This window comes from Amycolatopsis sp., from assembly GCF_025464955.1.
Lineage (GTDB): Bacteria > Actinomycetota > Actinomycetes > Mycobacteriales > Pseudonocardiaceae > Amycolatopsis.
In genome coordinates this window covers 1-23,499 of sequence record NZ_JAODNM010000095.1, presented here as the reverse complement: position 1 = coordinate 23,499, position 23,499 = coordinate 1, and the positions used below count along the sequence as shown (strand labels likewise).

Annotated in this window: 26 protein-coding genes; 16 read left to right on the top strand and 10 right to left on the bottom strand. The window is 67.2% G+C overall.

Going from position 1 to position 23,499, the window contains the following annotated elements; all coding sequences use genetic code 11:
• Positions 1–70 precede the first annotated feature (70 nt).
• Both JWQ81_RS22365 and JWQ81_RS22360 read left to right on the top strand, forming a co-directional pair.
• Positions 71–712: an SDR family oxidoreductase gene (locus JWQ81_RS22365; RefSeq protein WP_297544440.1), complete on the top strand. Its 642-nt coding sequence runs from the start codon at positions 71–73 to the stop codon at positions 710–712.
• A 79-nt stretch (positions 713–791) separates the two neighbouring features.
• The gene (locus tag JWQ81_RS22360; RefSeq protein WP_297544439.1) at positions 792–1,460 is read left to right on the top strand and encodes a DedA family protein; all 669 of its coding nucleotides are present in this window, start codon (positions 792–794) and stop codon (positions 1,458–1,460) included.
• A 94-nt stretch (positions 1,461–1,554) separates the two neighbouring features.
• Here JWQ81_RS22360 and JWQ81_RS22355 read toward each other — a convergent pair whose 3' ends face one another.
• On the bottom strand, positions 1,555–2,481 hold the full coding sequence (locus JWQ81_RS22355; RefSeq protein ID WP_297544438.1) for an EamA family transporter: 927 nt from the start codon (positions 2,479–2,481) through the stop codon (positions 1,555–1,557).
• A gap of 72 nt (positions 2,482–2,553) precedes the next feature.
• On the opposite strand from JWQ81_RS22355, the gene JWQ81_RS22350 reads away from it, so the two are divergent.
• Positions 2,554–3,471, top strand: coding sequence for a LysR family transcriptional regulator (locus JWQ81_RS22350; protein ID WP_297544437.1), 918 nt, complete (start codon positions 2,554–2,556; stop codon positions 3,469–3,471).
• 55 nt (positions 3,472–3,526) lie between these two features.
• Here JWQ81_RS22350 and JWQ81_RS22345 read toward each other — a convergent pair whose 3' ends face one another.
• Positions 3,527–4,636, bottom strand: a complete 1,110-nt coding sequence (locus tag JWQ81_RS22345; protein ID WP_297544436.1) for an alpha/beta hydrolase — start codon at positions 4,634–4,636, stop codon at positions 3,527–3,529.
• Between the two features lie 78 nt (positions 4,637–4,714).
• A complete protein-coding gene (locus JWQ81_RS22340; protein WP_297544435.1) occupies positions 4,715–5,320 on the bottom strand; it encodes a TetR/AcrR family transcriptional regulator in 606 nt (201 codons plus the stop codon).
• Positions 5,321–5,383: 63 nt separating this feature from the next.
• On the opposite strand from JWQ81_RS22340, the gene JWQ81_RS22335 reads away from it, so the two are divergent.
• Entirely contained in the window at positions 5,384–6,019 is a 636-nt protein-coding gene (locus JWQ81_RS22335; RefSeq protein WP_297544434.1) for a peroxiredoxin-like family protein, read from the top strand.
• Between the two features lie 81 nt (positions 6,020–6,100).
• Here JWQ81_RS22335 and JWQ81_RS22330 read toward each other — a convergent pair whose 3' ends face one another.
• From JWQ81_RS22330 to leuA, 4 genes are all read right to left on the bottom strand, one after another.
• Positions 6,101–6,289 (bottom strand): DUF397 domain-containing protein, encoded by a 189-nt coding sequence (locus JWQ81_RS22330; RefSeq protein ID WP_297544433.1) that lies wholly within the window; start codon positions 6,287–6,289, stop codon positions 6,101–6,103.
• A complete protein-coding gene (locus JWQ81_RS22325; protein WP_297544432.1) occupies positions 6,262–7,152 on the bottom strand; it encodes a helix-turn-helix transcriptional regulator in 891 nt (296 codons plus the stop codon). The genes JWQ81_RS22330 and JWQ81_RS22325 overlap by 28 nt, the downstream gene beginning before the upstream one ends.
• 93 nt (positions 7,153–7,245) lie before the next feature.
• Positions 7,246–7,821 carry a DedA family protein gene (locus JWQ81_RS22320; RefSeq protein ID WP_297544431.1) on the bottom strand — a complete coding sequence of 192 codons (576 nt, stop codon included), beginning with the start codon at positions 7,819–7,821 and terminating at the stop codon, positions 7,246–7,248.
• Between the two features lie 56 nt (positions 7,822–7,877).
• Positions 7,878–9,665: a 2-isopropylmalate synthase gene (gene leuA / locus JWQ81_RS22315; RefSeq protein ID WP_297544430.1), complete on the bottom strand. Its 1,788-nt coding sequence runs from the start codon at positions 9,663–9,665 to the stop codon at positions 7,878–7,880.
• Between the two features lie 254 nt (positions 9,666–9,919).
• Between leuA and JWQ81_RS22310 the strand changes: the two genes are divergently transcribed.
• Positions 9,920–10,336 (top strand): hypothetical protein, encoded by a 417-nt coding sequence (locus JWQ81_RS22310; RefSeq protein ID WP_297544429.1) that lies wholly within the window; start codon positions 9,920–9,922, stop codon positions 10,334–10,336.
• Between the two features lie 63 nt (positions 10,337–10,399).
• Positions 10,400–10,999 carry a hypothetical protein gene (locus tag JWQ81_RS22305; protein WP_297544428.1) on the top strand — a complete coding sequence of 200 codons (600 nt, stop codon included), beginning with the start codon at positions 10,400–10,402 and terminating at the stop codon, positions 10,997–10,999.
• Here the strand turns inward: JWQ81_RS22305 and JWQ81_RS22300 are convergent.
• The gene (locus JWQ81_RS22300; RefSeq protein WP_297544427.1) at positions 10,989–11,582 is read right to left on the bottom strand and encodes a nitroreductase family protein; all 594 of its coding nucleotides are present in this window, start codon (positions 11,580–11,582) and stop codon (positions 10,989–10,991) included. The two genes, JWQ81_RS22305 and JWQ81_RS22300, sit on opposite strands and share 11 nt — an antisense overlap.
• Positions 11,583–11,830: 248 nt before the next feature.
• On the opposite strand from JWQ81_RS22300, the gene JWQ81_RS22295 reads away from it, so the two are divergent.
• From JWQ81_RS22295 to JWQ81_RS22280, 4 genes are all read left to right on the top strand, one after another.
• A complete protein-coding gene (locus tag JWQ81_RS22295) occupies positions 11,831–13,096 on the top strand; it encodes an aspartate kinase (RefSeq protein WP_297544426.1) in 1,266 nt (421 codons plus the stop codon).
• On the top strand, positions 13,096–14,163 hold the full coding sequence (locus JWQ81_RS22290) for an aspartate-semialdehyde dehydrogenase (RefSeq protein ID WP_297544425.1): 1,068 nt from the start codon (positions 13,096–13,098) through the stop codon (positions 14,161–14,163). Before JWQ81_RS22295 ends, JWQ81_RS22290 begins: the two co-directional genes overlap by 1 nt.
• Before the next feature lie 363 nt (positions 14,164–14,526).
• Positions 14,527–15,717, top strand: a complete 1,191-nt coding sequence (locus tag JWQ81_RS22285; RefSeq protein ID WP_297544424.1) for an RtcB family protein — start codon at positions 14,527–14,529, stop codon at positions 15,715–15,717.
• Positions 15,718–15,751: 34 nt separating this feature from the next.
• On the top strand, positions 15,752–16,129 hold the full coding sequence (locus JWQ81_RS22280; RefSeq protein WP_297544423.1) for a hypothetical protein: 378 nt from the start codon (positions 15,752–15,754) through the stop codon (positions 16,127–16,129).
• Positions 16,130–16,141: 12 nt separating this feature from the next.
• Here the strand turns inward: JWQ81_RS22280 and JWQ81_RS22275 are convergent, their stop codons facing one another.
• Complete coding sequence (locus JWQ81_RS22275) at positions 16,142–17,362, bottom strand: MFS transporter (RefSeq protein WP_297544422.1); 1,221 nt, start codon at positions 17,360–17,362, stop codon at positions 16,142–16,144.
• Between the two features lie 129 nt (positions 17,363–17,491).
• Between JWQ81_RS22275 and JWQ81_RS22270 the strand changes: the two genes are divergently transcribed.
• From JWQ81_RS22270 to JWQ81_RS22255, 4 genes are all read left to right on the top strand, one after another.
• Positions 17,492–17,941, top strand: coding sequence for a Fur family transcriptional regulator (locus JWQ81_RS22270; RefSeq protein ID WP_297544421.1), 450 nt, complete (start codon positions 17,492–17,494; stop codon positions 17,939–17,941).
• Complete coding sequence (locus tag JWQ81_RS22265; protein ID WP_297544420.1) at positions 17,938–19,380, top strand: catalase; 1,443 nt, start codon at positions 17,938–17,940, stop codon at positions 19,378–19,380. Before JWQ81_RS22270 ends, JWQ81_RS22265 begins: the two co-directional genes overlap by 4 nt.
• A gap of 89 nt (positions 19,381–19,469) precedes the next feature.
• Entirely contained in the window at positions 19,470–19,964 is a 495-nt protein-coding gene (locus JWQ81_RS22260) for a GNAT family N-acetyltransferase (RefSeq protein ID WP_297544419.1), read from the top strand.
• Between the two features lie 422 nt (positions 19,965–20,386).
• On the top strand, positions 20,387–20,971 hold the full coding sequence (locus JWQ81_RS22255) for a hypothetical protein (protein WP_297544418.1): 585 nt from the start codon (positions 20,387–20,389) through the stop codon (positions 20,969–20,971).
• 78 nt (positions 20,972–21,049) lie between these two features.
• On the opposite strand, the gene JWQ81_RS22250 is transcribed toward JWQ81_RS22255, so the two are convergent.
• Complete coding sequence (locus tag JWQ81_RS22250) at positions 21,050–22,093, bottom strand: alpha/beta hydrolase (protein WP_297544417.1); 1,044 nt, start codon at positions 22,091–22,093, stop codon at positions 21,050–21,052.
• 142 nt (positions 22,094–22,235) lie between these two features.
• Between JWQ81_RS22250 and JWQ81_RS22245 the strand changes: the two genes are divergently transcribed.
• Both JWQ81_RS22245 and JWQ81_RS22240 read left to right on the top strand, forming a co-directional pair.
• The gene (locus tag JWQ81_RS22245) at positions 22,236–22,808 is read left to right on the top strand and encodes an NAD(P)H-dependent oxidoreductase (RefSeq protein ID WP_297544416.1); all 573 of its coding nucleotides are present in this window, start codon (positions 22,236–22,238) and stop codon (positions 22,806–22,808) included.
• A gap of 108 nt (positions 22,809–22,916) precedes the next feature.
• A complete protein-coding gene (locus JWQ81_RS22240) occupies positions 22,917–23,339 on the top strand; it encodes an organic hydroperoxide resistance protein (protein WP_297544415.1) in 423 nt (140 codons plus the stop codon).
• The last annotated feature ends 160 nt before the right edge of the window (positions 23,340–23,499 follow it).

Here is a 23,499-nt window from a genome sequence, read left to right as displayed (position 1 = left end):
AGAGACCCCGCAAAAGCGCAAAAGTGCGGTTTGGGCGGCTTCGGGGCGGTAGAACTGGCAGGATCGGGGCATGTTGGTCACAGTGCTCGGCGCTTCGGGTCGTACTGGGTTCCACGTCGTGCGGTTGCTACGGCGGCAGGGGCATGACGTGCGCGCCGGGTTGCGCAGCCAGGGGCGGGGTGAGCAGGTCGCGGCGCTCGGCGCGGTGCCGGTCGTCGCGGACATCACCGCCGACGCCGACGATCTGGTCGAGGCGCTCGCCGGCTCCGACGTGGTCATCAACACAGCGGGAGCGTCGGACCCGGACCCGTCCGCGGTGAACCTCGTCGACCGCGACGGCGCGATTTCCGCGATCCGCGCCGCCGAGAAGGCCGGTGTCGCGCGTTACCTGCAGCTGTCCGCTCAGTTCGCTGATTCACCTGATCAGGGCGACCGCCTGGTTCGCTCGATCCTGCTCGCGAAGCAGGCGTCGGACGCGATCCTGCAGCGTTCGAGCCTCACCTGGACGCTTGTCCGGCCCGGCACGCTGACCGACGACGTCGGCACCGGGCGCGTGAAAGTGGGCAACCACCTGGAGCCGGGGCGGGTTTCGCGGCAGGACGTCGCCGCGGTGCTGGTCGGCGCGCTCACCGAGCAGCTCACCGAGAACCGCGGCTTCGACGTACTCGGCGGCGACGTCCCGGTGAGTGTCGCGTTGGCGGGGATCGGCTGAAGTAACGGCAACCTGTCGGTACCCTGGGTATCAGTCGCCAAAACGCAGTAAACAGCGCAAAACGTACCTAGGGGCAAAAGTGCACTTCATCGACGATTGGCTGGCGCTTATCCCGCCACTGTCCGTGTACCTGATCGTCGGTCTCGTGATCATGGTGGAGAGCCTCGGCATCCCGCTCCCCGGTGAGATCGTGCTGGTCGCGGCGGCGCTGCTCGCATCGAAGAACCACAACCTGGCATGGGAGTGGATCGCGGTCTGCGGCAGCGCGGGTGCGATCGTCGGCGACAGCATCGGCTACCTGATCGGCCGCCGGTGGGGGAAGAGCCTGTTCACCTGGGCCGGGCGCAAGTTCCCGAAGCATTTCGGCCCCAAACATATCGCCAAGGCCGAGCAGACGTTCCAGAAGAACGGTGTTTGGGCCGTGTTCTTCGGCCGGTTCGTGGCGTTCCTGCGCATCCTCTGCGGTCCGCTCGCGGGCTCGCTGCACATGCACTACCCGCGGTTCCTCCTCGCCAACGCGCTCGGCGGCATCGCCTGGGCCGGCGGCACCACGGCCGCCGTGTACTACCTGGGTGTCGTCGCGGAGACGTGGCTTTCGCGGTTCTCCTACGTCGGGCTTGGTGTCGCCGTCGTGGCCGGTTTGATCATCGGTTCGGTCGTCAAGAAGCGCATGATGGGCAGCGACGACGACGAGGACACCCCCGACACCGCCGACGCCGACACCACCCCCGCCAGCGACGTCCACTAGTCGCACTACTTTGCGATCGTTGCGGACGCTAAGTACCGCAACTCGACGTCGACTTGCGGTCCAGGGCGAGCACTTTTGGACAAGAGCGCCCGGCCTAGACGCGCAGATCGGCGGCGAGTCGCGGGTCCTCGGGGGCCGGGAGCGCGGGGGCGGGCGGCTTGCGTTTGAGAGAGCCCAGCAGCACCCCGGCGATGACGAGCACCCCGGCGCCGATCTCGGCGGCGCTCGGCCGCTCGTGCAGGAAGAAGTACGACGCCGACATCCCGACCACGGGTACCAGCAGCGAGAACGGCGCCACGACGCCCGCCGGGTTGCGGCGCATCAACGTCGTCCAGATCCCGGAGCCGACGATCGTGCCGATCAGTACGACGTAGGTCAGCCCGATCAACGCCGTCCACCCGCCTGGTGTGTTCAACGTCGTCAGCGACTTCCACTGCGCGGCCGGTCCTTCGGCGATCAGCGAGATGACGAACATCGGCAGCGGCGGCACGACCGACATCCACAGCGTGAAGTGCAGCGGGTTCTCCGGCGCCGCCTGCCGCGAGCTGAGATTGCCGAAAGCCCAGCTCAGCGCGCCCAACAGCGTGAGGATGACCGGCAGCAGCGCGGCCTCGCCCGCCTGTTGCCACGCGATCGCCGCCATGCCGATGACGGCTAGCGAGATCCCGGCCAGCTGCCGTCCGCTCACGCGCTCTCGCAGGAACACTGAGCCCAGCAGGACGGTGAACGGCGCCGACGCCTGAAGCACCAGCGACGCGAGGCCGGTCGGCATGCCGGTGTCCATCGCGATGAACAGGAACGCGAACTGCCCGGTGCCGAACCCCAGCCCGTAACCGATCAGGTAGCGGACCTTCACCTTCGGCCACGGAACGAAAAGAATCGTCGGCACCGCGATCACCGCGAACCGCAGGGCGGCGGCGAACAGCGGCGGAAAGTGACCGAGCGTGGCGTGGATGGCGAGGAAGTTACAGCCCCACACCACGGCGACGAGCATGGCGAGCAGACGGTCACGGGGGGTCATAGCTCTCACTCTGACGGGTGCGACCTTGAAGGACTAGCCAGAATATCTGCAGCTACCTTGTAGCGTTGCTTCATGGACATCAACCGACTGCGTACCCTGCGCGAGTTCGCGGACAGGGGGAGCGTGACGGCTGCGGCGCGAGCGTTGCACTGCACGCCGTCTGCGGTGTCGCAGCAGCTCCGCGCCTTGCAGACCGAAGTCGGGCTGCCGCTGATAGAGCCGGCCGGGCGCGGGTTACGGCTGACCGATGCGGGCCGGGCTCTGGTGGCCAGGGCCGACGAGGTGCTGGCGGCGCTGGCCCGTGCGGAGTCCGAATTGGACACTTACCGCAGTGCGCCGAAGGGTCGCGTACGCCTGGCGATCTTCCAGTCGGCCGCGTTGATGGTGTTGCCCGGTCTGCTGAGCCGCGTGGCCGGGATCGACGGGCTGGAGATCGACGCCCGCGATGTCGATATGACCCCGCCGCAGGTCCCGGGCCTGGTCGCGGACTACGACATCGTCGTCACCCATCGCGACGAGCACGCGGCGCCGTTCGATTCCGAGCGACTGGAGATCCGGCCGCTGTTGCGCGAGCCACTCGATGTCGCGCTCCCTGTCGGTCATCGCCTGGCGGGTAAGGAGCGTGTCGAGCTCGCCGAACTCGCGGGCGAGAAATGGATCGGCGTCGCCTCCGGGTTCCCGGTGGACGACGTGCTGCACTCGCTGACCATCCGCACCGGGGTCCGGCCGGTTGTCGTTCAGCGGATCAACGACTTCAGCGTCACCGAGGCGCTTGTCGCCGCAGGACATGGAATCGCGCTACTTCCACGGTACACAATGGACACATCGCCGGGTAGCGGTCTGGTGCGCCGCCCGCTCGCTGGACTCCGCGCCGCACGGCTCGTCGAGATCGCCATGCGCCACGGCGCCTCCTCACGCCCTGCTGTGGCGACCGTGCTGGACGCCTTGCGCGCGGAGGTCGACGGACTCGTGAGTGTTCCGGCCGGTTAGAAGCAGGTTGGAAGCGGCCGGAACACTCACGAGCCACCCCCACCGGTGACCCTGTCTACGGGGTCCAGCCGCGCACTTCGGGGTATTGCCCGGTTGGCCCGTTGAGCAGGGGTTCCGGACAACCGCGCAGGTGCCGGTTGACGAACGCGTCGACGTAGGCGCGGGTGATCTGCACACCTCGCGTGCCAGGCAGCGTGTCGCCCAGGTCGATGCCGAGTTGCTGCGCCAGCAGGATGTTGTCCGTGAACGCGAAGTGATCGCTCTTGTCGACGGTGAACCAGCGTTTCCAGCCCGTCAACGCCGGCCACGTCTTGTCCCAGGCGGCCGACGCCTCCGGGTCGGTGCCGTTCGGCTGGTGCTCGGGCACGCCCATCATCAGGAACGGCCGGTCGGTGCCGACCTCGTCGAAGGTATCGATGCCGTCGAGGCTCAGCCCGGCGTCGATGCGGCTGTCGGCGCGCATCGCCGGGATCGCGCTGTATCCGCCGGCGGAGTGGCCGACCATCGCGATCCGGCTCGCGTCGATGAGTTTTCCGCCGCCCCAAACGGGTTTCGGCCCGGTCAGTTCGTTGAGGACGAATGAGACGTCGGCGACGCGGCCCGCGGCGATCTTGGCTCGGTCCTGCGGCAGCGCGCAGGCGATACACGTCGTGGTGTGACCGTCCGGGAACGTGGTTGCCGCGGACTCGTAGTTGTGGCCGATGCCGGCGACGACGTATCCGCGGCTCGCGAGGTCTTCGGCCAGTGACGTCAGCTCGGCGCGAGTCACCGTGAAGCCCGGCGAAAGCACCACGAGTGGCGCGCGCAGGCCGAGCGGTTTGGCGTCCACAGAGGAGTGTGTCTTCACCTTGGCGTACGCGTCGGCGGGCGCCCCGGGTGCGTCGAGCAGCCCGATTATCGCGGCGGATTCCTGTTGTGTCATATAGGGAGCTGTTGCGCCGCCCGTCGCACGAGCGGGATACCAGACGGACACCATCAGCTCGCGTCTCTCCGATGGCACCCACGGGTCGGCACGAGATCGGTCCGTCAGATGCAGCGTCGTCAGTCCGATCGAAAGCGGACCTGTCGGAGGAGGTAGTTCAAGGCTTGGCGTGGCCGCGGTGGCGACGCCGGTGAGGCCGATCGTCATCGCCACGACGACGGCCAGGAGAGCGGGAATTTTCATGCCTCAAGCGTCGCGAATCAGACGCGCTCTGCACATCGGGGAGCGTCCGGAGACGCGTGTCATCCTTAAGTAGCAGGCTTATCCGCCTACACGGTGACGCTTGAGACTCTCCAAGGCGATGTGCAGAGCGTCGGAAAGCGGAATGATGTCGCGCCGGATGTGCGAAAGTAGCAAACCGCCCTGCAGGCAGGCCATCGTGGCCTGGGCGAGCCGCCCGGGATCGGCGTCCGCAGCCAGTTCTCCCTTGTCCTGCAACAACGTCAGGCCGCGGGCGAGGTAGGACTCCCAGGTGCGGTACGCCTTGTCGATCAACGGCGCGTACGTCGAGTCGGAGCCGAGCTCGCCGGTCAGGTTGCCCAGCGGGCAGGCGCTCGGGCCGCCGGGGCCGCGGTGGAGATCGAGCAGGTCCTCGACCCACTGATCGAAGTTCTCCCAGGTGCGCAGCTCGCCGATGAGCGGCTGGTTGGCCAGGATCCGCTCCAGATCGTACTCGATCACGGCCTCGACCATCTGCTGCTTGTTCTTGAAGTAGTGGTACATCTGCGACTTCCCGGCGCCGCACGCGGCGAGGATCTTGTCGAGGCTCGTTGCCGCCACGCCGTTGGCGTAGATCAGTTGGGACGCGGTGCCGAGGATCGAGTCCCTGGTCCGCTTCCCTTGATCCGTCACTGCTTGCGTCGCCATGTACTGGATAGTACAGTGGCTCGAGTTGTACTGAATGGTACAACTGGATCTGGAAGGACTTGCATGTCGCTCTCCGAAACTCTCGATGGGGTAAAAGCGCACGTCAAGCAGGTTGCACCGGCTGAAATATTCGAGGTTTTCGAGGGTGCGGTGACCAACCAGGTGGTCAAGGAATCCGACTTCGCCGCCGTCGGCGCGACGGTTGCCGACTTCAAGCTGGCCGATGCGACGGGCGGTCAGGTGTCCCTCGACGAGCTGGTCGCCGACGGTCCGGCGGTGCTCACCTTCTACCGCGGCGGCTGGTGCCCGTACTGCAACGTCGCGTTGCGTAGCTACCAGCAGGAGTTGCTGCCCGAGCTGAAGAAGTTGGGCGTCCGCCTGGCCGCGATCAGCCCGCAGCTTCCCGACGGCTCACTGTCGACGAAGGAGGCGAACGAGCTCGACTTCGCCGTCTTGTCCGACGTCGGCAACGAAGTCGCCCGAACGCTGGGTATCACCTTCCAGCCGACTCCGGAGGTCCAGGCCGCCGGTAAGGCTCTCGGCAGCGACCTCAACAAGGTCAACGGCAGCACCGAGCTCGAGCTCCCGCACCCGACCGTCCTGATCGTCGGCCAGGACAAGACGATCCGCTTCATCGACGTCCACCCGGACTACACCACCCGCACCGAACCCGCCGCCGTCCTCGCCGCCCTTGGCTGAGGTGGTTGCGGCGTTCCCTCGGGGCCACCCTTGTGGCGTTCAACGCCACAAGGCTGGCCCCGAGGGGTCTTTCGCGCTGGGTCAGGAGAGGCGGGAGAGGAAGGTGCGCCAGGAGTGAGCGGGCACGGTGAGGTGGCCGGAGGCGGGGGACTTCGAGTCGCGGACGGCCGCGGCGCCGGGCGCGGTGGCGACTTCGACGCAGTCACCGTTGTCGCCGTTGCTGTAGCTGCTCTTACGCCAGGTCAGCTCGGTGCGCTCTCGGGTGGGCATGGGGCGCCTGCCTCCAGTCGATCGTAGGCATCTGCCAGGGTGGCAAGCCATGCCCGCGATTGTCCCGGATTCAGTGCCGCTATATCGAGTCTGGACAGAAAGTCCCGGTAGCGCGCGATGTCCTCGGGCTTCTCCAGGAACATCCCGGCCGCTACGCCTTCGGTGTAGGCGAGTGGCTGATTGTCGGCGTAATCCATCACACGAAACGCCCCGCCCCAGGCGCTGAACGGTCCGGCGGAATCCAGGACGACCCGGATCGTGCAGCGGTACTGGGACGTGGCGAGCACGAGATGGAGGAGTTGCTCGCTCATCACCTGTGAGCTGCCCATTGTGGTGCGCAGCGCGTGTTCCTGGAGGTAGAACGTGCAGGTCGGGGGCCGTTGGCGGGCCAGCAGCTCCTGCCGTACCAGACGTGCCTGGATCCTGAGTTCGATTTCGTTGGCGGGGCGTCGGGAACACCACTCGAAGAGCGCCCGCATGTAACCCTCGGTCTGCAGAAGCCCGGGGATGACCAGAGGCTCGTACGTCATGATCGAGGCGGCGTTGCTCTCCTGCAGGATCAGCGAGCGCAGTTCGGTCGGGAGTTCCGGGCCGTGAGGGCGTACCCAGTGTTCGCTGTCGGCTGTGGCGGCGAGCTCCAGCAGGCGTTCGTACTCCGATTGGACGAGCGGTCCGCAGCTGGCCAGATACGCCGTCACATCCAGATCCGAAGGCGGGCGGCGACCGTTTTCGATGTACGAAAGCTTGCCGTGGGTCCAGCCCAGCCGCTCGCTCAGCTGGCGTCCGCTGAGCTTCGCCCGTTCACGGCTGCGTCTGAGATCGAGGCCCAGTTCTCGCGCCCGCGCCGTGGAATTCTCGGTCATGCGATCACGCTAGAGCCGCGACCCGGCCCGGCGGCAGTGCGGCGCGGTGGGTTCACCGCAAAGGACGTGCGTGGTGCGGGCGGGCACCAGCGCCTAGGCGACCTGCGAAGACTGGTGTTTCAGGGCGAACGTGATCCCGAAGCCGAGTGCGGTCGCGATGCCGAGCGACAACAGCATGCTGATCCCCGGCTCCTGCACGATCTGCCCGCCGATGTACCCCAGCAGCGCGGCGTACGAGACCCAGAGCGTCGCGCCGATGGCGGACGCGGTCAGGAACACCGCGATCGGCCACCGCAGCGAACCGGCGAGCAGGGCACCGATCGTCCCGCCCGACGGCAGCCAGCGCGCGACGACGAGGACCGGACGCGGGTGCTGCTGGAGGTGTCCGTCGACCCAGCCGACGCCGGCGTCGATGCTCGGACGCTTGCGGAGCCTGGTCAGCATCCCACTCCCGCCCGACCGGCCCAGCGTGTAAAGCACGAGGTCGGAGACCACACACCCTGCCGCTGCGACGAGGATCACCGGCAGGAGGGTGGTCTCGTGCTGGGACGCGGCGACGCCCATGCCGATGAGCGTCACCTCGGTGGGCAGGAGCGGCACCAAGGCGACGACGAACAGCACCAGCAGTTCCGTCGTCGAGAGGTTCATATCCCGATCAACGCCGGGCATTCCCGGTCGATACCCGGAACCGCACTTCTCACAGCGGACCTACAGGTCCAGTTGCCTTACCGGTGCGAGCGGTTCACAGCCGACACCACGGCGCGCAGCGAAGCCGTCACGATCGACGCGTCGACGCCGACGCCCCAGAACACGCGGTCCGCGATGGCGCACTCGATGTACGACGCCGCGCGGGCGTCGTCGCCGGGCGTCATCGTGTGCTCGCTGTAGTCGAGGAGACGCAGGTCGAACCCGACGGTCGACAGCGCGTCGAAGAACGCCGCGATCGGGCCGTTCCCGCGGCCGGTGATGTCGTGCTCGTCACCGTCGACCACGACCGACGCGGTCATGTCGTACTCCCCGCCGCCGTTGTCGGTGACGCGCTGCCGCAGCAGCTGCAGCGGCGCCTGCGGCTCCAGGTACTCCGCCGAGAACGCGTTCCACATCGTCGAAGGGGCGACCTCGCCGCCTTCGGTGTCGGTGTGGCGCTGGATGACCTTCGAGAACTCGATCTGCAGCCGCCGCGGCAGGTCGAGCTGGTGCTCGGCCTTCATCACGTACGCGACGCCGCCCTTGCCGGACTGCGAGTTGACCCGGATGACCGCCTCGTAGCTCCGGCTGATGTCCTTCGGGTCGATCGGCAGGTACGGGACCTCCCACGGGTACTCGTCGACGGGCACGCCCGCCTTGTCCGCCTTGTCCTTCATCGCGTCGAGACCCTTGTTGATCGCGTCCTGGTGGCTGCCGGAGAACGCGGTGAACACCAGGTCACCGCCCCACGGGCTGCGCTCGGGCACCGGCAGCTGGTTGCAGTACTCGACCGTGCGCTTGATCTCGTCCATGTCGGAGAAGTCGATCTGCGGGTCGATGCCCTGGCTGTACAGGTTCATCCCCAGCGCGACGAGGTCGACGTTGCCGGTGCGCTCGCCGTTGCCGAACAGGCAGCCCTCGATCCGGTCCGCGCCGGCCAGGTAACCCAGCTCGGCGGCGGCGATGCCGGTGCCGCGGTCGTTGTGCGGGTGCAGCGACAGGATCACCGAGTCGCGGCGCTCCAGGTTCCGGCTCATCCACTCGATGGAGTCGGCGTACACGTTCGGCGTCGCCATCTCGACGGTCGCCGGCAGGTTAAGGATCACCGGCTTCTGCGGGGTCGGCTGCCAGATCTCGGTGACGGCGTTGCAGACCTCGAGCGCGTACGACAGCTCGGTGCCGGTGTACGACTCCGGCGAATACTGGAAGCGGAAGTCGGTGTCGGGGTGCTTCGCCGCCAGCTCGACGACCATCTCCGCGGCCTGTGTGGCGATCTTCTTGATGCCCTCGCGCTCCTCGCGGAACACGACGCGGCGCTGCAGGATCGACGTCGAGTTGTAGATGTGGACGATCGCGCGCGGCGCTCCTTCGAGCGACTGGAAGGTGCGCTCGATCAGCTCCGGGCGGCACTGCGTCAGCACCTGGATGCTGACGTCGTCGGGGATCGCGCCCTCTTCGATGATCTCGCGGACGAAGTCGAAGTCTGTCTGCGAAGCGGCCGGGAAACCGACCTCGATCTCCTTGTACCCCATGCGTACCAGCAGGTCGAAGAACTTGCGCTTGCGGGCGGGCGACATCGGGTCGATCAGGGCCTGGTTGCCGTCGCGCAGGTCGACCGCGCACCACAGCGGCGCGCGCTCGATGCGCTTGGTCGGCCAGGTGCGGTCGGGCAGGTCGATGTCCTCGACGAGCTGGTGCCACGGGCGGTAGCGGTGGACGGGCATGGACGTGCCGCGCTGGGTGTTCCAAACGGGCTGGTCCGCCGGCGCCGTCCGGGAAGGTTTACGGACGCGGCTCGACGTGGTGCGGGGTTCGGGCGTGGTCATGCTGGCGAAATCTCCTGCCGGAATGTGTGGACTGGGTCTTGAGACCGGCGACACCACAAAGCCCCGCGACAGGGAAGCCGGTCAGATCAGGCCCCGTCGCGGCAGCGAAGCAGGAGGTTGCGTGCCACGACCCCACCTTAACCACGACCGGCGCGTGAAGGGAAGCCGACCTGCCATCGAACTGTTACGTGCGCTGCTACGCCCGTGTTACTGGCACGTAGCGTTAGCGCGGCTGTCGTGCGAGACTGCCCCGTATGGGCGAGCACACGAGCCGAGAGGACGACGTCACGACGTCTTCCCGTGCCGAAGCCACCGAGGATTCCGAGCCGGACGCGCCGGTCAAGCACGCCTCCGAAGTCGACTGGCGCAAGATCAAGGACCAGAGCGCCGGGCTCCTCGCGAGCATCGCGCGCTGGCTGGGCATCATCTTCGCGGCCTTCCTCGTGCTCGACGTCATCTTCGTGATCGGCGAGGCCAATCCGGGCAACGGCATCGTTTTGTTCGTCAAGAGCTGGGCCGATTCGCTGTCGCTCGGCTTCAAGGACCTCTTCACGCCCAAGGACCCGAAGCTTCTGGTGCTGGTCAACTACGGCATTGCGGCGATCTTCTGGCTCGTCTTGTCGTCGATCGTCGCCAGGCTGATCCGGCGTGTCGGGGGAGTCAGCGCTTAGCCCCTCACCCGATTGGGTAGGTTCCGTGCGCCTGTGACCACGCGCACAAGTAGGGGCGACTCGATGACGTACTACGCCGACCAGCCGATTCGCCGCACCGCCCAGCTGCTGTCCGACCTCGGGGCCTTCCTGCTCACCGTCTTCGCGATCTGGCTCGGCGTCGAGGTCCACGCCCAGGTCATGAAGCTCCAGGCGCCCGGCACCGGGCTCGTCGACGCCGGCAACGGCCTGACCGGCACCTTCAACTCCGCCGCCGACCACGCCGACGACCTCCCGCTGATCGGCAGCGCCCTGGCCGGCGCACTGCACAGCGGGTCTGACGCGGGCGCCAAGCTCAGTGAGGCCGGGCGTTGGCAGATCGAGGCCGTGTCGAACCTCGCGCTGTGGGTGACCGTCCTCCTGATCGCGATCCCGGTGGTGTTCCTGCTGGTCACCTGGCTGCCGTTGCGCCTGCGCTTCATCCGCCGAGCGACCGCGGGCCGACGTCTGCAGCTGCTCGGCGAAGAAGGCCACGACCTGCTGGCCCTGCGCGCGCTGGTCACGCAGCCGCTTCCGCGGCTCGCCAAAGCCGGCGAGGTCACCACCGGCTGGCGCGAACGCGACCCCGACGTCATAACGAAACTCGCCGGCTGGGAACTGGAACGACTCGGCCTCAGCTCTTGAAGGCGGGCGTGCCCCATTGAGAGAGCGCGTACTCGCTGAGCGGGATCCGGACGCGGGGAGCGAGCTCGCGTTGGACGCTCCGGTCGTCGCCGAGGACGTCCGCCGGGGCCTGCTTGCCGACGGCGATGGCGACGCGGGGGACGACGTCGTCGGGCAGGCCGAAGGCTTCGGTCACGCCCTCGGGGGAGAAACCGGCCATCTGATGCGCGATCAGTCCCTCGTGGACGGCCTGCAGGACGAGGTTCTGGCTGGCCAGGCCGAGCCCGTACTCAGCGTGGTAGATCTGGCCCTTCTCGTTCTTCGTCACCGTCAGCGCGATGAGCAGCACGCTCGCGCGGTGCGCCCAGGCCTGGTTGCCCTCCTCGAGGGTGCCGAGGATCTTCTTGTACGTCTCGTCACCGCGTCGCCCGACCAGGTACCGCGCGGGCTGGGTGTTGCCCGCGGACGCGGCCCAGCGGGCGGCTTCGAGGATCGCGCGGAGCTGTTCTTCGGTGACCGCGGCCTTCTCGTCGTAGGCGCGTGGGCTCCACCGGCGGGCGATGACGTCGCTGACCGGGACACTCGTTTCGGCTGGCTTGTCCATGCGTTGGATACTCCCAAGCCCGTCCGTCGGCCACCGATCGGGGTGCGCTAGATCACCTGACCGCAAGGACTGTCCGCTTTGTGTTGCTGTCCGGGAAGATTTACTCCCCGGACACCCCTGGGACACAGTCGCCGATCTCGGAAGGGTGGCGAACGCGTTGCGCACCGGTAGGCTTCCACGCAAATGAGGGACACGGGGACTCTTGATGCCTCCAGGAGCCGACCCGGCCCGGCGGAGGAGGTTCGGGCGTGGCGCTCGTGGTCCAGAAGTACGGCGGTTCGTCGCTGGAAAGTGCTGACCGGATCAAGCGGGTGGCCGAGCGGATCGTGGCCACCAAGAAGGCCGGCAACGACGTCGTGGTGGTCTGCTCCGCGATGGGCGACACGACCGACGAGCTGCTCGACCTCGCTCAGCAGGTCAACCCGGTGCCGCCGGAGCGCGAGATGGACATGCTGCTCACGGCGGGTGAGCGGATTTCCAACGCGCTCGTCGCGATGGCCATCTATTCCCAGGGTGCCGAGGCGTGGTCGTTCACCGGCTCGCAGGCCGGCGTGGTGACGACGTCGGTGCATGGCAACGCGCGCATCATCGACGTCTCGCCCAGTCGCGTCACCGAGGCGTTGGAAAAGGGCTATATCGCGCTCGTCGCCGGTTTCCAGGGTGTCGCACAGGACACAAAGGACGTAACGACCCTCGGTCGAGGCGGCTCGGACACCACGGCCGTCGCGCTCGCCGCCGCCTTGAACGCGGACGTGTGCGAGATCTATTCCGATGTGGACGGTGTGTACACGGCCGACCCGCGGATCGTGCCGAACGCCCGCAAGCTGGAAACCGTTTCGTATGAGGAAATGCTCGAGCTCGCCGCCGGCGGGGCCAAAGTCCTGATGCTGCGCTGCGTCGAGTACGCGCGCCGTTACGGTGTCCCGATCAGTGTCCGCTCTTCGTTCGGTGACAAGCCGGGCACCATCGTGTCCGGTTCAATTGAGGAGATCCCCGTGGAACAAGCGTTGATCACCGGTGTCGCGCACGACCGGTCCGAAGCCAAGATCACCGTGACCGGCGTGCCGGACCACACCGGTGCCGCGGCGAAGATCTTCCGGGTCATCGCCGACAGTGAGATCGACATCGACATGGTGCTGCAGAACGTTTCCAGCACGGTGTCCGGCCGCACCGACATCACCTTCACGCTGTCGAAGGCGAACGGCCCCAAAGCCGTCGCCTCGCTGGAGAAGATCAAGGCGCCCATCGGTTTCGAATCGGTGCTCTACGACGACCACGTCGGCAAGGTCTCCCTCGTCGGCGCGGGCATGCGTTCGCACCCCGGGGTCACGGCGACGTTCTGCGAGGCGCTGGCCGCCGCGGGTGTCAACATCGAAATCATCAACACCTCCGAGATCCGCATTTCGGTGCTGATTCGCGACACGCAGCTCGACGAAGCGGTGCGTGCGATTCACGAGGCCTTCGAACTGGGCGGCGACGAAGACGCCGTCGTCTACGCAGGGAGTGGTCGTTGATGGCACCGGTACTCGCACTCGTCGGCGCGACAGGCGCCGTCGGCACGGTCATGATCGACATCATCAACGGCCGGGAAACCGTGCCGTGGGGCGAGATCCGGCTGATCGCCTCGGCGCGCTCGGCGGGCAAGAAGATCACCGTCCGCGGTGAGGAGCTGACCGTGGTCGAGCTCAAGCCCGAGGCGTTCGATGGGGTCGACATCGCGATGTTCGACGTCCCGGACGAGATTTCCGCCGAGTGGGCGCCGATCGCCGCCGCCCGCGGCGCGGTCGCCGTCGACAACTCCGGCGCGTTCCGGATGGACGACGACGTGCCGCTGGTGGTGCCGGAGGTCAACGCGGCAGCCGCTTCGGTGCGGCCCAAGGGCATCATCTCGAACCCGAACTGCACGACGTTGTCGATGATGGCGGCACTCGGCGCGCTGCACCGCGAGTTCGAGCTGAAGGAGCTCGTCGTGGCGTCGTACCAGGCTGCTTCGGGCGCCGGGCAGGGCGGCATCGACAGGCTCAACGCCGAGCTCGAAGCCGTTGCGGGCAAAGGTGTCGGCGCTGTCGCTGGTGATGTCCGCGCCGCACTGGAGACCGCCGGACTGTCTATTGAGGACGGTCCTTTCGGGCCGGCGCCGCTCGCGCTGAACGTGATCCCGGCCGCCGGTTCGTACAAGGGCGACGGCTGGTACTCCGAAGAACTCAAGGTGCGCAACGAATCCCGCAAGATCCTGGGTATCGCGGACCTCAAGGTGTCGGCGACCTGCGTGCGGGTCCCGGTGATCACCACGCACTCGCTCGCGGTGCACGCGACGTTCGCCCGCGAGGTCACCGTCGAGTCGGCGCATAAGGTGTTCGAGGCGCAGCCGACGATCGTGCTCGTCGACGACCCGGAGAACGGCAAGTTCCCGACGCCCGTCGACGTCGTCGGCGCCGACCCGACCTACGTCGGCCGGGTGCGTCAGGCGCTGGACTTCACCAACACGCTGGACTTCTTCGTCTGCGGCGACAACCTCCGCAAGGGTGCCGCCCTGAACACCTACGAGATCGCCGAGCACCTCGCTCCCACCTTCGCCTGACGTCCCAAGCGGGCACTTTTGTGGCTCTTCGGTCGTCTGTGTGGGTGCTGGTTGCTGTGGACTGGCTGCGTTTTGCCGTAGCAAGGGCCTGGTCGTCGTGTCGGTGTACGGTGAATGCCGGTGTCCGGAGCTGGGTGTGGGACTCGTCGGTCTGAGTGTGGGACTCGCCCTCGCTGAGTGTGGGACTCGCGGTGTGCACCCGGTGCTGTCAGCGGTCCCAGGCGTCACCGCGACCGCGACGCGAGGGCGCTTTTGTGGAAAAGCGCGACGGCGGTGACGCGCACCCTTGAGCGCCAAATGAGTTGTGGTTGACGGCTGCGCCGTGGATTGTTCTCCGCAACGTCAACTAGCGAAAGGGAAGTCATGTACACCGCGGTGGAGGGGTCCCGGGTACCGATCCGGATGTGGGCGGACCCGCATTCGGTCGAAGAGCAGGCGATGCGGCAGCTGCACAACGTCGCGAACCTGCCTTGGGTACACGGGGTCGCCGTCATGCCCGACGTGCACTACGGCAAGGGCGCGACAGTCGGCAGCGTGATCGCGATGCGCGACGCGGTGTCGCCGGCGGCCGTCGGTGTCGACATCGGCTGCGGCATGAGCGCGGTACGGACCTCCTTGACCGCCAAGGAGCTTCCCGACGACCTCGGCGCGCTCCGGCGTCGTATCGAGTCGGCGGTCCCGGTCGGTTTCACCATGCACAAGGCGCCGGTCAACGAGGCCAAGGTGCACCGCGTCGGTGGCTGGGGCCCGTTTTGGGACGCCTTCAAGGATCTGCACGAGGGTGTCCAGCAGCTGCAGGAACGCGCGCGCCGGCAGATCGGGAGCCTCGGCGGCGGCAACCACTTCATCGAGGTCTGCCTCGAACAGGGTGGTGCCGACGAGGGCCGGGTCTGGCTGATGCTGCACTCGGGTTCGCGCAACATCGGCAAGGAGCTCGCGGAGCGGCACATCAAGATCGCGCAGAAGCTTCCGCACAACGCCGACCTGCCGGATCGCGACCTCGCCGTTTTTGTCGCGGATACCGACGAGATGCGGGCGTACCGGCGTGATTTGTTCTGGGCGCAGGACTACGCGGCCCGCAACCGCGCGACCATGCTCGCGCTGGTCAAGCAGGCACTGGCGGACACGGTGCCCGGCACCTTGTTCGACGACGCGATCAGCTGCCACCACAACTACGTCGCGGAGGAGACCTACGACGGCGTCGACCTGCTGGTGACCCGCAAGGGCGCCATCCGCGCGGGCGTCGGTGACCTCGGCATCATCCCGGGCAGCATGGGCACGGGCTCGTACATCGTGCGCGGCCTCGGCAACTCGGACGCGTTCGAGTCGGCGTCCCACGGCGCCGGGCGGCGGATGTCGCGGACCAAGGCGAAGAAGCTGTTCACCGCCGCAGACCTCGCCGAGCAGACCGCCGGCGTCGAATGCCGCAAGGACAGCGGCGTCGTCGACGAGATCCCGGCGGCGTACAAGGACATCGATTCGGTGATCGCGGCACAGACCGATCTCGTTTCGGTCGTCGCCCACCTGAAGCAGGTCGTCTGCGTCAAGGGATGACGTGTCCTACGGCACACCCCGGTAGATTGGGCGTATGAAGAACTGGGGTGTGCCGGTGGTCCTCGTGATAGCCGGGTCCGTGCTGGTCGGTTGCGACCAGGTCAACTCGGCAGTCGATACGGCGAACAGCGCGGCGAGCAAGGCCAGTACGTGCACGGAGGCCTTGGGGCTGGCCGACCTCAACCCGCTCGCGGACCCGGCAAAGCTCAAGGCCCAGGCGGCGGACAAGGAGAAGCGCCTTCGCGACCTGGCGAGCCAGGTTCAGGACAAGGACGTCAAGAACGCTCTCGTCACGATGGCCGGGTCCTACGTCGAGGTGCAGAAGGAGCGCTTCGACGATGCGTCCGTCGTGGCGAAGTGGGCCCAGCGCAACGTCCAGCGCCTCGACGTTCTCCGCAAAGCCTGCTTCTGAGGAGCCGCCGCCTTACGTCCTTTGTGGACTCGCGAGAGCCGGTTCCGGGGCGGGGGCCGCGGCGGGTTTCGACAGTCGGAGCCAGGCGACGCCGACAGCGGCGATCGCCAGCCCGCCAATGCCGGCCGCGGCGAAGCCCCACTCCGGTGCGGTGTGGTCGATCGCGAAGCCGACGACCGGGCTGCCGAGGGCGAGTCCGATCCTTGTCGCCGAGTCCTGCAGGCCCATCGCCTCGCCGCGCACCCGGACAGGCGCGAGCGCGCTGACGGTTTCGGTGGTCGCGGCGAGCGTCGGCGCGCACAGCAGGTTGGTCGGCACCAGCACCAGCGCGAGCACCCACCAGGGATGGTCGAGCAAACCGACCGGAATTACCAGCAGTCCCATCAGCAGCATGAGCTTCGACTGCGACAGAGACCGGTGGACGGCCCCATGGACGACTCCGCCGGCGATCGACGCGATGCACATCAGGCTGACCACCAGGCCGGTCCAGTCCACCTCGCCGCTGGCGCGTAGCACGGCGAGCGTGCTCACCTCGACCCCGATCAGGGTGAACAGCGCGCCCATCGCGACCAGCAGCGTCGCGGTCATCCGGCCGTTCAGCCAGCTGCGCACCCGTGGGCGTGGGCCGGTGTGGGCAGTGGCCGACTCGTCCTCGCTGCGGATCGGCGGGTTGATCAGGAACAACGCCGACGCGGCCAGCGCGAAGCAGACGCCGATGCCGGTCAGTGCCACGCTCGACGAAACCTGCGTGACGACGAAGATCCCGGCGGACGGACCGATCATGAACGAAGACTCGACCGAGATGCTGTCCAGTGAGTACGCGGGCCGGCGCTGGTCCATCGGCACAAGGGCGGCGAGCACCTGGCGGGCGATCGACCCCGCGGGCACGGCGAAGATCCCGGCGGGCAGGGCGATCAGCAGTAGCGCCAGGTAGGGCAGATACGGCGTGCTGATCCAGAACGCGGCGGAGAACACCCCGCAGACGGCGACGATCGGACGCAGTCCGTGGCGGTCGATCAGCCTGCCGACCGTCGGCGCGCCGATCGCGCTACCCACCATCGTGGCCGTGCCGACCAGCCCGGCCGCGCCGTAGCCGAGGCCCAGGTCGGAGACGACGTGGAGGGTGAGCGTCAGGCCCATGGCCGTCATCGGCAGCCGCGCGAAAAACATCAGCAGCATCGACGTCCGGACGCCGGGCAGGGCCAGGACACGGCGGTAGGGCTCCAGGGGCACGACCTCGATGAGACACCAAGGTGGTACGCCCGTGCAACTTCTTTACCGGTGACGCGGTCCTGCTTCAAGGAGTGACGCGGCCAAGGCTTTCTTGACTCATTCCAGAAAAGGGGGCATGGTGGAGTGATCATGCCTCACCAGACAAGCCCCGTGCGGGAGCAGCTCCGATCGGCCGGTCTCCGGATCACCGCGCCGAGGATCGCTGTGCTCGACTGGCTCGCCGATCATCCGCACACCACGGCCGACCAGGTCGCGGTGGGTGTTCGCGCGGTGCTGGGTTCGGTGTCCACGCAGGCCGTCTACGACGTGCTCGGCGCGTGCGCCGGCGCGAGCCTGGTGAGGCGGATCGAACCGGCCGGACATCCGGCCCGCTTCGAAACCCGCACCGGGGACAACCACCATCACCTCGTCTGCCGCGGCTGCGGCCGGACCGAGGACGTCGACTGCGTCCACGGCGCGGCCCCCTGCCTGGAGCCCTCCAGTACGGCGGGTTTCGAGGTCGACGAGGCGGAGGTCGTCTTCTGGGGCTTCTGCCCGAACTGCTCTCAAACCCGCCACTACGAGGAGGCAACGGCGTGACAAAGCCCACCACGAACAACGTAGGTATCCCGATCGGCAGCGACAACGATTCGCTGACCATCGGCAGCAACGGTCCCATCCTGCTGCAGGACCACTACCTCATCGAGAAGAACGCGCAGTTCAACCGCGAGCGGGTGCCGGAGCGAGTGGTGCACGCCAAGGGCGGGGGCGCGTTCGGTTTCCTCGAGGTCACCGAGGACGTCAGCCAGTTCACCAAGGCCGCGCTGTTCCAGCCGGGAACCCGGACCGAGAGCCTCATCCGCTTCTCGTCGGTCGCCGGTGAGAAGGGCTCGCCCGACACCTGGCGCGACCCGCGCGGGTTCGCGGTGAAGTTCTATACGTCCCAAGGCAACTACGACATCGTCGGCAACAACACGCCGGTGTTCTTCATCCGCGACCCGATCAAGTTCCCGGACTTCATCCACTCGCAGAAGCGCCGCGCCGACAACCACCTGCGCGACCACGACATCCAGTGGGACTTCTGGACGCTGCGGCCGGAGTCGGCCCACCAGGTGACCTGGCTGATGGGTGACCGCGGGATCCCGTCGAGCTGGCGTGAGCAGAACGGCTACTCCTCGCACACCTACCTGTGGGAGAACGCCGGCGGCGAGAAGTTCTGGGTCAAGTACCACTTCAAGACCGACCAGGGCATCGACTTCCTCACCCAGGCCCGCGCGGACGAGCTCGCCGGGCAGGACGCGGACTACTACATCCGCGATCTGTACCAGGCGATCAAGACCGGCAACAACCCGAGCTGGACGCTGCATGTGCAGGTCATGCCGTACGCGGACGCCGCGGACTACCGGTTCAACCCGTTCGACCTGACCAAGGTGTGGCCGCACGGCGACTACCCGCTGATCAAGGTCGGCCGGTACGTGCTCGACCGGAACCCGACGAACTACTTCGAGCAGATCGAGCAGGCCGCGTTCGAGCCGTCGAACCTGGTCCCGGGCATCGGCACGTCGCCGGACAAGATGCTCCAGGGCCGCCTGTTCGCGTACCCGGACGCGCACCGCTACCGGATCGGCGCGAACTACGCCCAGCTGCCGGTCAACGCGGCGAAGTCCGAGGTCAACAGCTACTCGCGCGATGGCGCGATGCGGTTCAACAATCCGGGCGACCCGGTCTACGCGCCCAACTCCTATGGCGGCCCGCAGGCCGACCCCGCGTTGGCGAGCGAGACGCACTCGACGTTCGGCGTCGAGGACGAGGTCGTCCGCTCGGCGTACAAGCTGCACGCCGAGGACGACGACTTCGGCCAGGCCGGGACGCTGGTCCGCGAGGTGCTGAACGACGAGCAGCGTGAGCGGCTCGCGAACAACATCATCGGCCACGCGTCGAACGACGTGTCCCAGCCCGTGCTGGACCGCGTCTTCGAGTACTGGCGCAACGTGGACAAGACGCTTGGCGACAAGGTCGCGGCGGCTTTCCAGAAATAGGCTCCCACCACGAGGCAAGCGGCCCGGCCGGCGTTTCGACGTCGGCTGGGCTGCTCTGTGTTCGGGGCCAGAATCGCTATCGTCGTCCTATGCCCGAGCTGATCGCGCCTACTTCCCGTCTGCACGCCGCGTGGCTCGACGTTCGGGACGAATGGGGTCCCGGCGTCCACGAGGACGGGTTCGGGCTGATGCCGGAAGACGAGGTCGAGTCGCCGACCGGGTTCGCGGCCTGGGTGGCGCGGTTGGCCGACGAGGCGGGGAGTTGTATGTACCGCTGGATTGTCGAGGACGACCTGGTGGTCGGCGGGATCGCGCTGCGGCACGAGTTCGACGACTTCGTCTCGTGGGCCGGCCATATCGGCTACGGCATTCGGCCGTCCGCGCGTCGACGTGGGCTGGCCAACTGGGCGTTGGGTCAGATTCTCGATGAGGCTCGCGCCATCGGCCTGGACCAGGTGCTGGTTGTTTGCGAGGCGGACAACGTTGCCTCGGCGAGGACGATCGAGAGCCGAGGAGGCGTCCACGAGTACCTCGAGTACGCCGAAAACGACCCGGTTCGGCGTTATTGGATCAGCCTCGCATAGCTGTCCTCTGCCTTGTGGGTGAACGGCGTCTACTGGCCACAGCGGACCGGGACGGTTATGAATAACTTTTCTGCCTCACACCTGCGGCGGTACGTGCGTGGGTGACAGACCCGTCTGGAGCAGTGGCGACACGCCGTCCTGCGGAGTGATGAGGGTAAACGATCACCGATTACATCAGTATAGGTGACCCAGATGTTCTATCGAGTGAAGCGGGCACGTACGGTTACCTTTAATGGTCGTCAAGTTGATCTTCCGAGGTAAGGGCAAGGGAAACGGGTTAATCAATTGAGGGCATTGTGACCAGCATTGAATTCGGCACGTAAGGGTTAGAAATCTCCACTAACCGGTGATCGGCTGGTGTATCTCCGCCACTGCGAGTACCCATAAGTCCCGTTGGGTCCGTTGAGGCCAGGAGGAAAAGAATGAAAAGCAACATTGCTCGTACCGTCGCCGCACTCGCGGTGGGAAGTCTGCTGGCGATGGCTTCTGGCGGAGTGGCCGCCGCGGCTCCCGCCGGCGGGAGGGGCACATCCAGCACGGAGGCCGCCGCCGCGCAGGTGCTTCAACTTCGCGACGACTTGACCAGGGTGGCGTACGCCGGAGACGTAGCGGCGACCAAGGACGCGCTCGCCAAACTGAGTCCGCTGCTCGGCGACGTCGCCGCCGGCAAGCGGTACGTGGTCCAGGTCGACGCGCAGGTCAAGGCGGCCGACTCCAAGGTGCGGTCGGATGAGACCAGTCGCATCCTGGCCGATCCCACGGCCACCCCCCGTCAGTTGCCGCCGTTGCCCAACGTCGGTGCTCTGCTACCGAAACTGCCCCCGCCGCTGAGCGTGGTCAGCGACCTGCTCACCACGTTGCTCAATGCGGTGACCGGGCTGCTGGGAAGTCTGCTCAGTGCCCTGCCGATCCCGCTGCCGGTGCCGGCGCTGCCGCTCCCGGGCGTTCCGGCCCTGCCGGTCCCGGGTGTGCCGGCCTTGCCGGTTCCGATTCCGCCGGTGAAGTAGTGACGTCCATCTAGAGGGGGGATTCGGAATCCGGTGCGGACGCAGTTTCCGCACCGGATTCCGCTATTTCCGGCCTTTTCAGCTCAGGCCCACGCGGAGGGCGCCGGCGGCTTCGGCCATGGCTTCGGTGAATCGGCGGCCAAGGCCGAGGAAGTTCACATAACCGTGGATCAGGTCGCTTTGGCGGCTCAAGGCCACCTGCACACCGGCATCCTTTAGTCGCTGCGCGTAGGCCTCGCCCTCGTCGCGCAGGGGATCAAAACCCGACGTCGCGATATATGCCGGCGCGAGCCCGGACACGTCGTCGGCAAGAAGTGGGGAAAGTCGCGGGTCGGTCTTGGCGGTTCCTTCCGGGACATAGAGGTTTTCGAACCACTTCATGTCTTTGTCGCTCAGGTACAGGCCTTCGCCGAAGATCTCCCGCGAACGCCGCCGGACGCTGAAGTCTGTCCCCGGGTAGAACAGCAGCTGGAACGCCGGCGCCGGTCCGCCGCGCTTCGCCGTTACTTGGGCGAGGACCGCGGCGAGGTTGCCTCCCGCGCTGTCCCCGCCGACGGCTATCCGATCCGGATCCGCGCCGAGCTCACCGGCCTTGGCGTGGGCGTAGTCGAACGCGGCGACGGCGTCTTCGACCCCGGCGGGAAAGACGTGCTCGGGCGCCAGGCGGTATTCGACGGACAGCACGCGGACGCCGGCGCGCACGGCGAGGAAGCGCGCGGTGTTGTCGTGGGTCCGCCTCGTGCCGAGCACCCAGCCTCCGCCGTGGAAGAAGACGAGCAGACCGGACGGCTCGGGTAGGCCGAGCGGTGTGTACAGCGTCGCGTCGATGTCGCCGTCGGCGCCGGGGATGACGACGTCGCGTGTCGAAACCGGGTCGATGGTCTTGCCGCTCACCAGATGCCGCGCAAGGTCGAGCGCCGCGCGCGACTCCTCGACGGTGCCGCTGACCACTTTCGCGCCGCTCAGCTTCTGCATCCGAAGCAGCAACTGGGCGTCGAGCGCGAGCTCCAGGCCGTCGAGTCGGAGCGGGCGTCCGGCGATCAGCCGCCTGACCGGCTTCGGCAGCGCGTACAAGAGCTGGGCTGAGGCTGCCTGCACCCGGATCCGCAGCGGTATCGACATCGTTCCTCCGTATGGTCGCGCCCTGACGTTACTCGCGAGTAGGGATCGGTACCATACGCGCCGCTGCTCCGCTCGGGTGTGACGTGGACCTCCGTCCCAAATCCTGGTCCTCCACCTAACTGGAGGGGCTAACCTCGAATGCGTGAGTTCAGCATCGGTGGTCAACGTGGTCGGTATCGGCGGCTCGCTGCGAGAGGGTTCGCAGTCCGAGCGGGCGCTGCGGATCGCTCTGGAAGGCGCAGCCGCGGCGGGCGCGCAAACCCGCGCCATCACTGGCAGCGAGCTGGTCCTGCCGTTCTTCGACGCGGCGATCCCGGAGCGGACGGAGAACGCGCGGAACCTCATCGAGGCCGTCCGCGGGGCTGACGGGATCATCGTCGTCTCGCCGGGGTACCACGGCGCGTTGTCCGGGCTGGTCAAGAACGCGCTCGATTACATCGAAGACCTCCGCGACGACACCAGGCCCTACCTCGACGGCCGCGCGGTAGGGGTCGCCGCTGTCGCCTTCGGCTGGCAGGCGGCCGTCACCACCCTCGACCAGCTGCGCACGATCGCGCACGCGCTGCGTGGCTGGCCGGCGCCGCTCGGTGGCTCGATCAACTCCGCCGAGGTCAAGTTCGACGAGGCCGGCGGTGCCTCGGAGGAGAAGGTCGTCACCACGCTCAAGCTGATCGGCCGACAGGTTACGGAATTCGCCCAATCCCGTAAGACTTGAAGTCGCGTGATGCGCGCCATGAGTGGCATTGTTCTGTGCGGCCGGATGTTGTAACCGGTGTAGCGCTCAATGGGGCGCGTCACGACTGCACAGAGATGGGCGAGTTACATGGCTGAGGCTATTTACACCGCGGCGGCGACCTCCCGGGGCGACGGCAGGAACGGCGAGGTGACGTCGTCCGACGGCGTCATCGACGAGTCGCTGGCGATCCCGAAGGAGATGGGTGGCCCCGGCGGGTTGAAGACGAACCCCGAGCAGCTCTTCGCCGCCGGTTACGCGGCTTGTTTCCACAGCGCGCTCCAGGGCGTCGCGCGTCAGGCCAAGGTGAAGATCACCGGCAGCACCGTCGACTCCGAGGTCAGCCTCATCAAGGTCGGCGAAGGCTTCGGACTCGCTGTTGCGCTGAAGGTGTCGCTTCCCGGTCTCGACCAGGCCCAGGCCGACGACTTCGTCGCCAAGGCCCACCAGGTCTGCCCCTACTCCAACGCGACCCGCGGCAACATCGAGGTTGCCCTCTCCGCCACCGTCTGAGCCCGTGCAGGACTCGTGAGCGTTGCGGCCGGTTAGAACCGGCTGTGCTGTCTCAGGACTTCGTGAACACATGTGTCCCACGACATCGTGAACAGTTTCTCATACCGGTGTGTCCTGGGTCGGCCCTTGGGCCGGCCCAGGACGTCTCGGGGTGAGGGGT

Coding starts and splice junctions, on each gene's coding strand:
- JWQ81_RS22365 (WP_297544440.1), top strand. CDS start 71: ATGTTGGTCACAGTGCTCGGCGCTTCGGGTCGTACTGGGTTCCACGTC.
- JWQ81_RS22355 (WP_297544438.1), bottom strand. CDS start 2,481: ATGACCCCCCGTGACCGTCTGCTCGCCATGCTCGTCGCCGTGGTGTGG.
- JWQ81_RS22350 (WP_297544437.1), top strand. CDS start 2,554: ATGGACATCAACCGACTGCGTACCCTGCGCGAGTTCGCGGACAGGGGG.
- JWQ81_RS22345 (WP_297544436.1), bottom strand. CDS start 4,636: ATGAAAATTCCCGCTCTCCTGGCCGTCGTCGTGGCGATGACGATCGGC.
- JWQ81_RS22340 (WP_297544435.1), bottom strand. CDS start 5,320: ATGGCGACGCAAGCAGTGACGGATCAAGGGAAGCGGACCAGGGACTCG.
- JWQ81_RS22335 (WP_297544434.1), top strand. CDS start 5,384: ATGTCGCTCTCCGAAACTCTCGATGGGGTAAAAGCGCACGTCAAGCAG.
- JWQ81_RS22330 (WP_297544433.1), bottom strand. CDS start 6,289: ATGCCCACCCGAGAGCGCACCGAGCTGACCTGGCGTAAGAGCAGCTAC.
- JWQ81_RS22325 (WP_297544432.1), bottom strand. CDS start 7,152: ATGACCGAGAATTCCACGGCGCGGGCGCGAGAACTGGGCCTCGATCTC.
- JWQ81_RS22320 (WP_297544431.1), bottom strand. CDS start 7,821: ATGCCCGGCGTTGATCGGGATATGAACCTCTCGACGACGGAACTGCTG.
- leuA (WP_297544430.1), bottom strand. CDS start 9,665: ATGACCACGCCCGAACCCCGCACCACGTCGAGCCGCGTCCGTAAACCT.
- JWQ81_RS22310 (WP_297544429.1), top strand. CDS start 9,920: ATGGGCGAGCACACGAGCCGAGAGGACGACGTCACGACGTCTTCCCGT.
- JWQ81_RS22305 (WP_297544428.1), top strand. CDS start 10,400: ATGACGTACTACGCCGACCAGCCGATTCGCCGCACCGCCCAGCTGCTG.
- JWQ81_RS22300 (WP_297544427.1), bottom strand. CDS start 11,582: ATGGACAAGCCAGCCGAAACGAGTGTCCCGGTCAGCGACGTCATCGCC.
- JWQ81_RS22290 (WP_297544425.1), top strand. CDS start 13,096: ATGGCACCGGTACTCGCACTCGTCGGCGCGACAGGCGCCGTCGGCACG.
- JWQ81_RS22285 (WP_297544424.1), top strand. CDS start 14,527: ATGTACACCGCGGTGGAGGGGTCCCGGGTACCGATCCGGATGTGGGCG.
- JWQ81_RS22280 (WP_297544423.1), top strand. CDS start 15,752: ATGAAGAACTGGGGTGTGCCGGTGGTCCTCGTGATAGCCGGGTCCGTG.
- JWQ81_RS22270 (WP_297544421.1), top strand. CDS start 17,492: ATGCCTCACCAGACAAGCCCCGTGCGGGAGCAGCTCCGATCGGCCGGT.
- JWQ81_RS22260 (WP_297544419.1), top strand. CDS start 19,470: ATGCCCGAGCTGATCGCGCCTACTTCCCGTCTGCACGCCGCGTGGCTC.
- JWQ81_RS22255 (WP_297544418.1), top strand. CDS start 20,387: ATGAAAAGCAACATTGCTCGTACCGTCGCCGCACTCGCGGTGGGAAGT.
- JWQ81_RS22250 (WP_297544417.1), bottom strand. CDS start 22,093: ATGTCGATACCGCTGCGGATCCGGGTGCAGGCAGCCTCAGCCCAGCTC.
- JWQ81_RS22240 (WP_297544415.1), top strand. CDS start 22,917: ATGGCTGAGGCTATTTACACCGCGGCGGCGACCTCCCGGGGCGACGGC.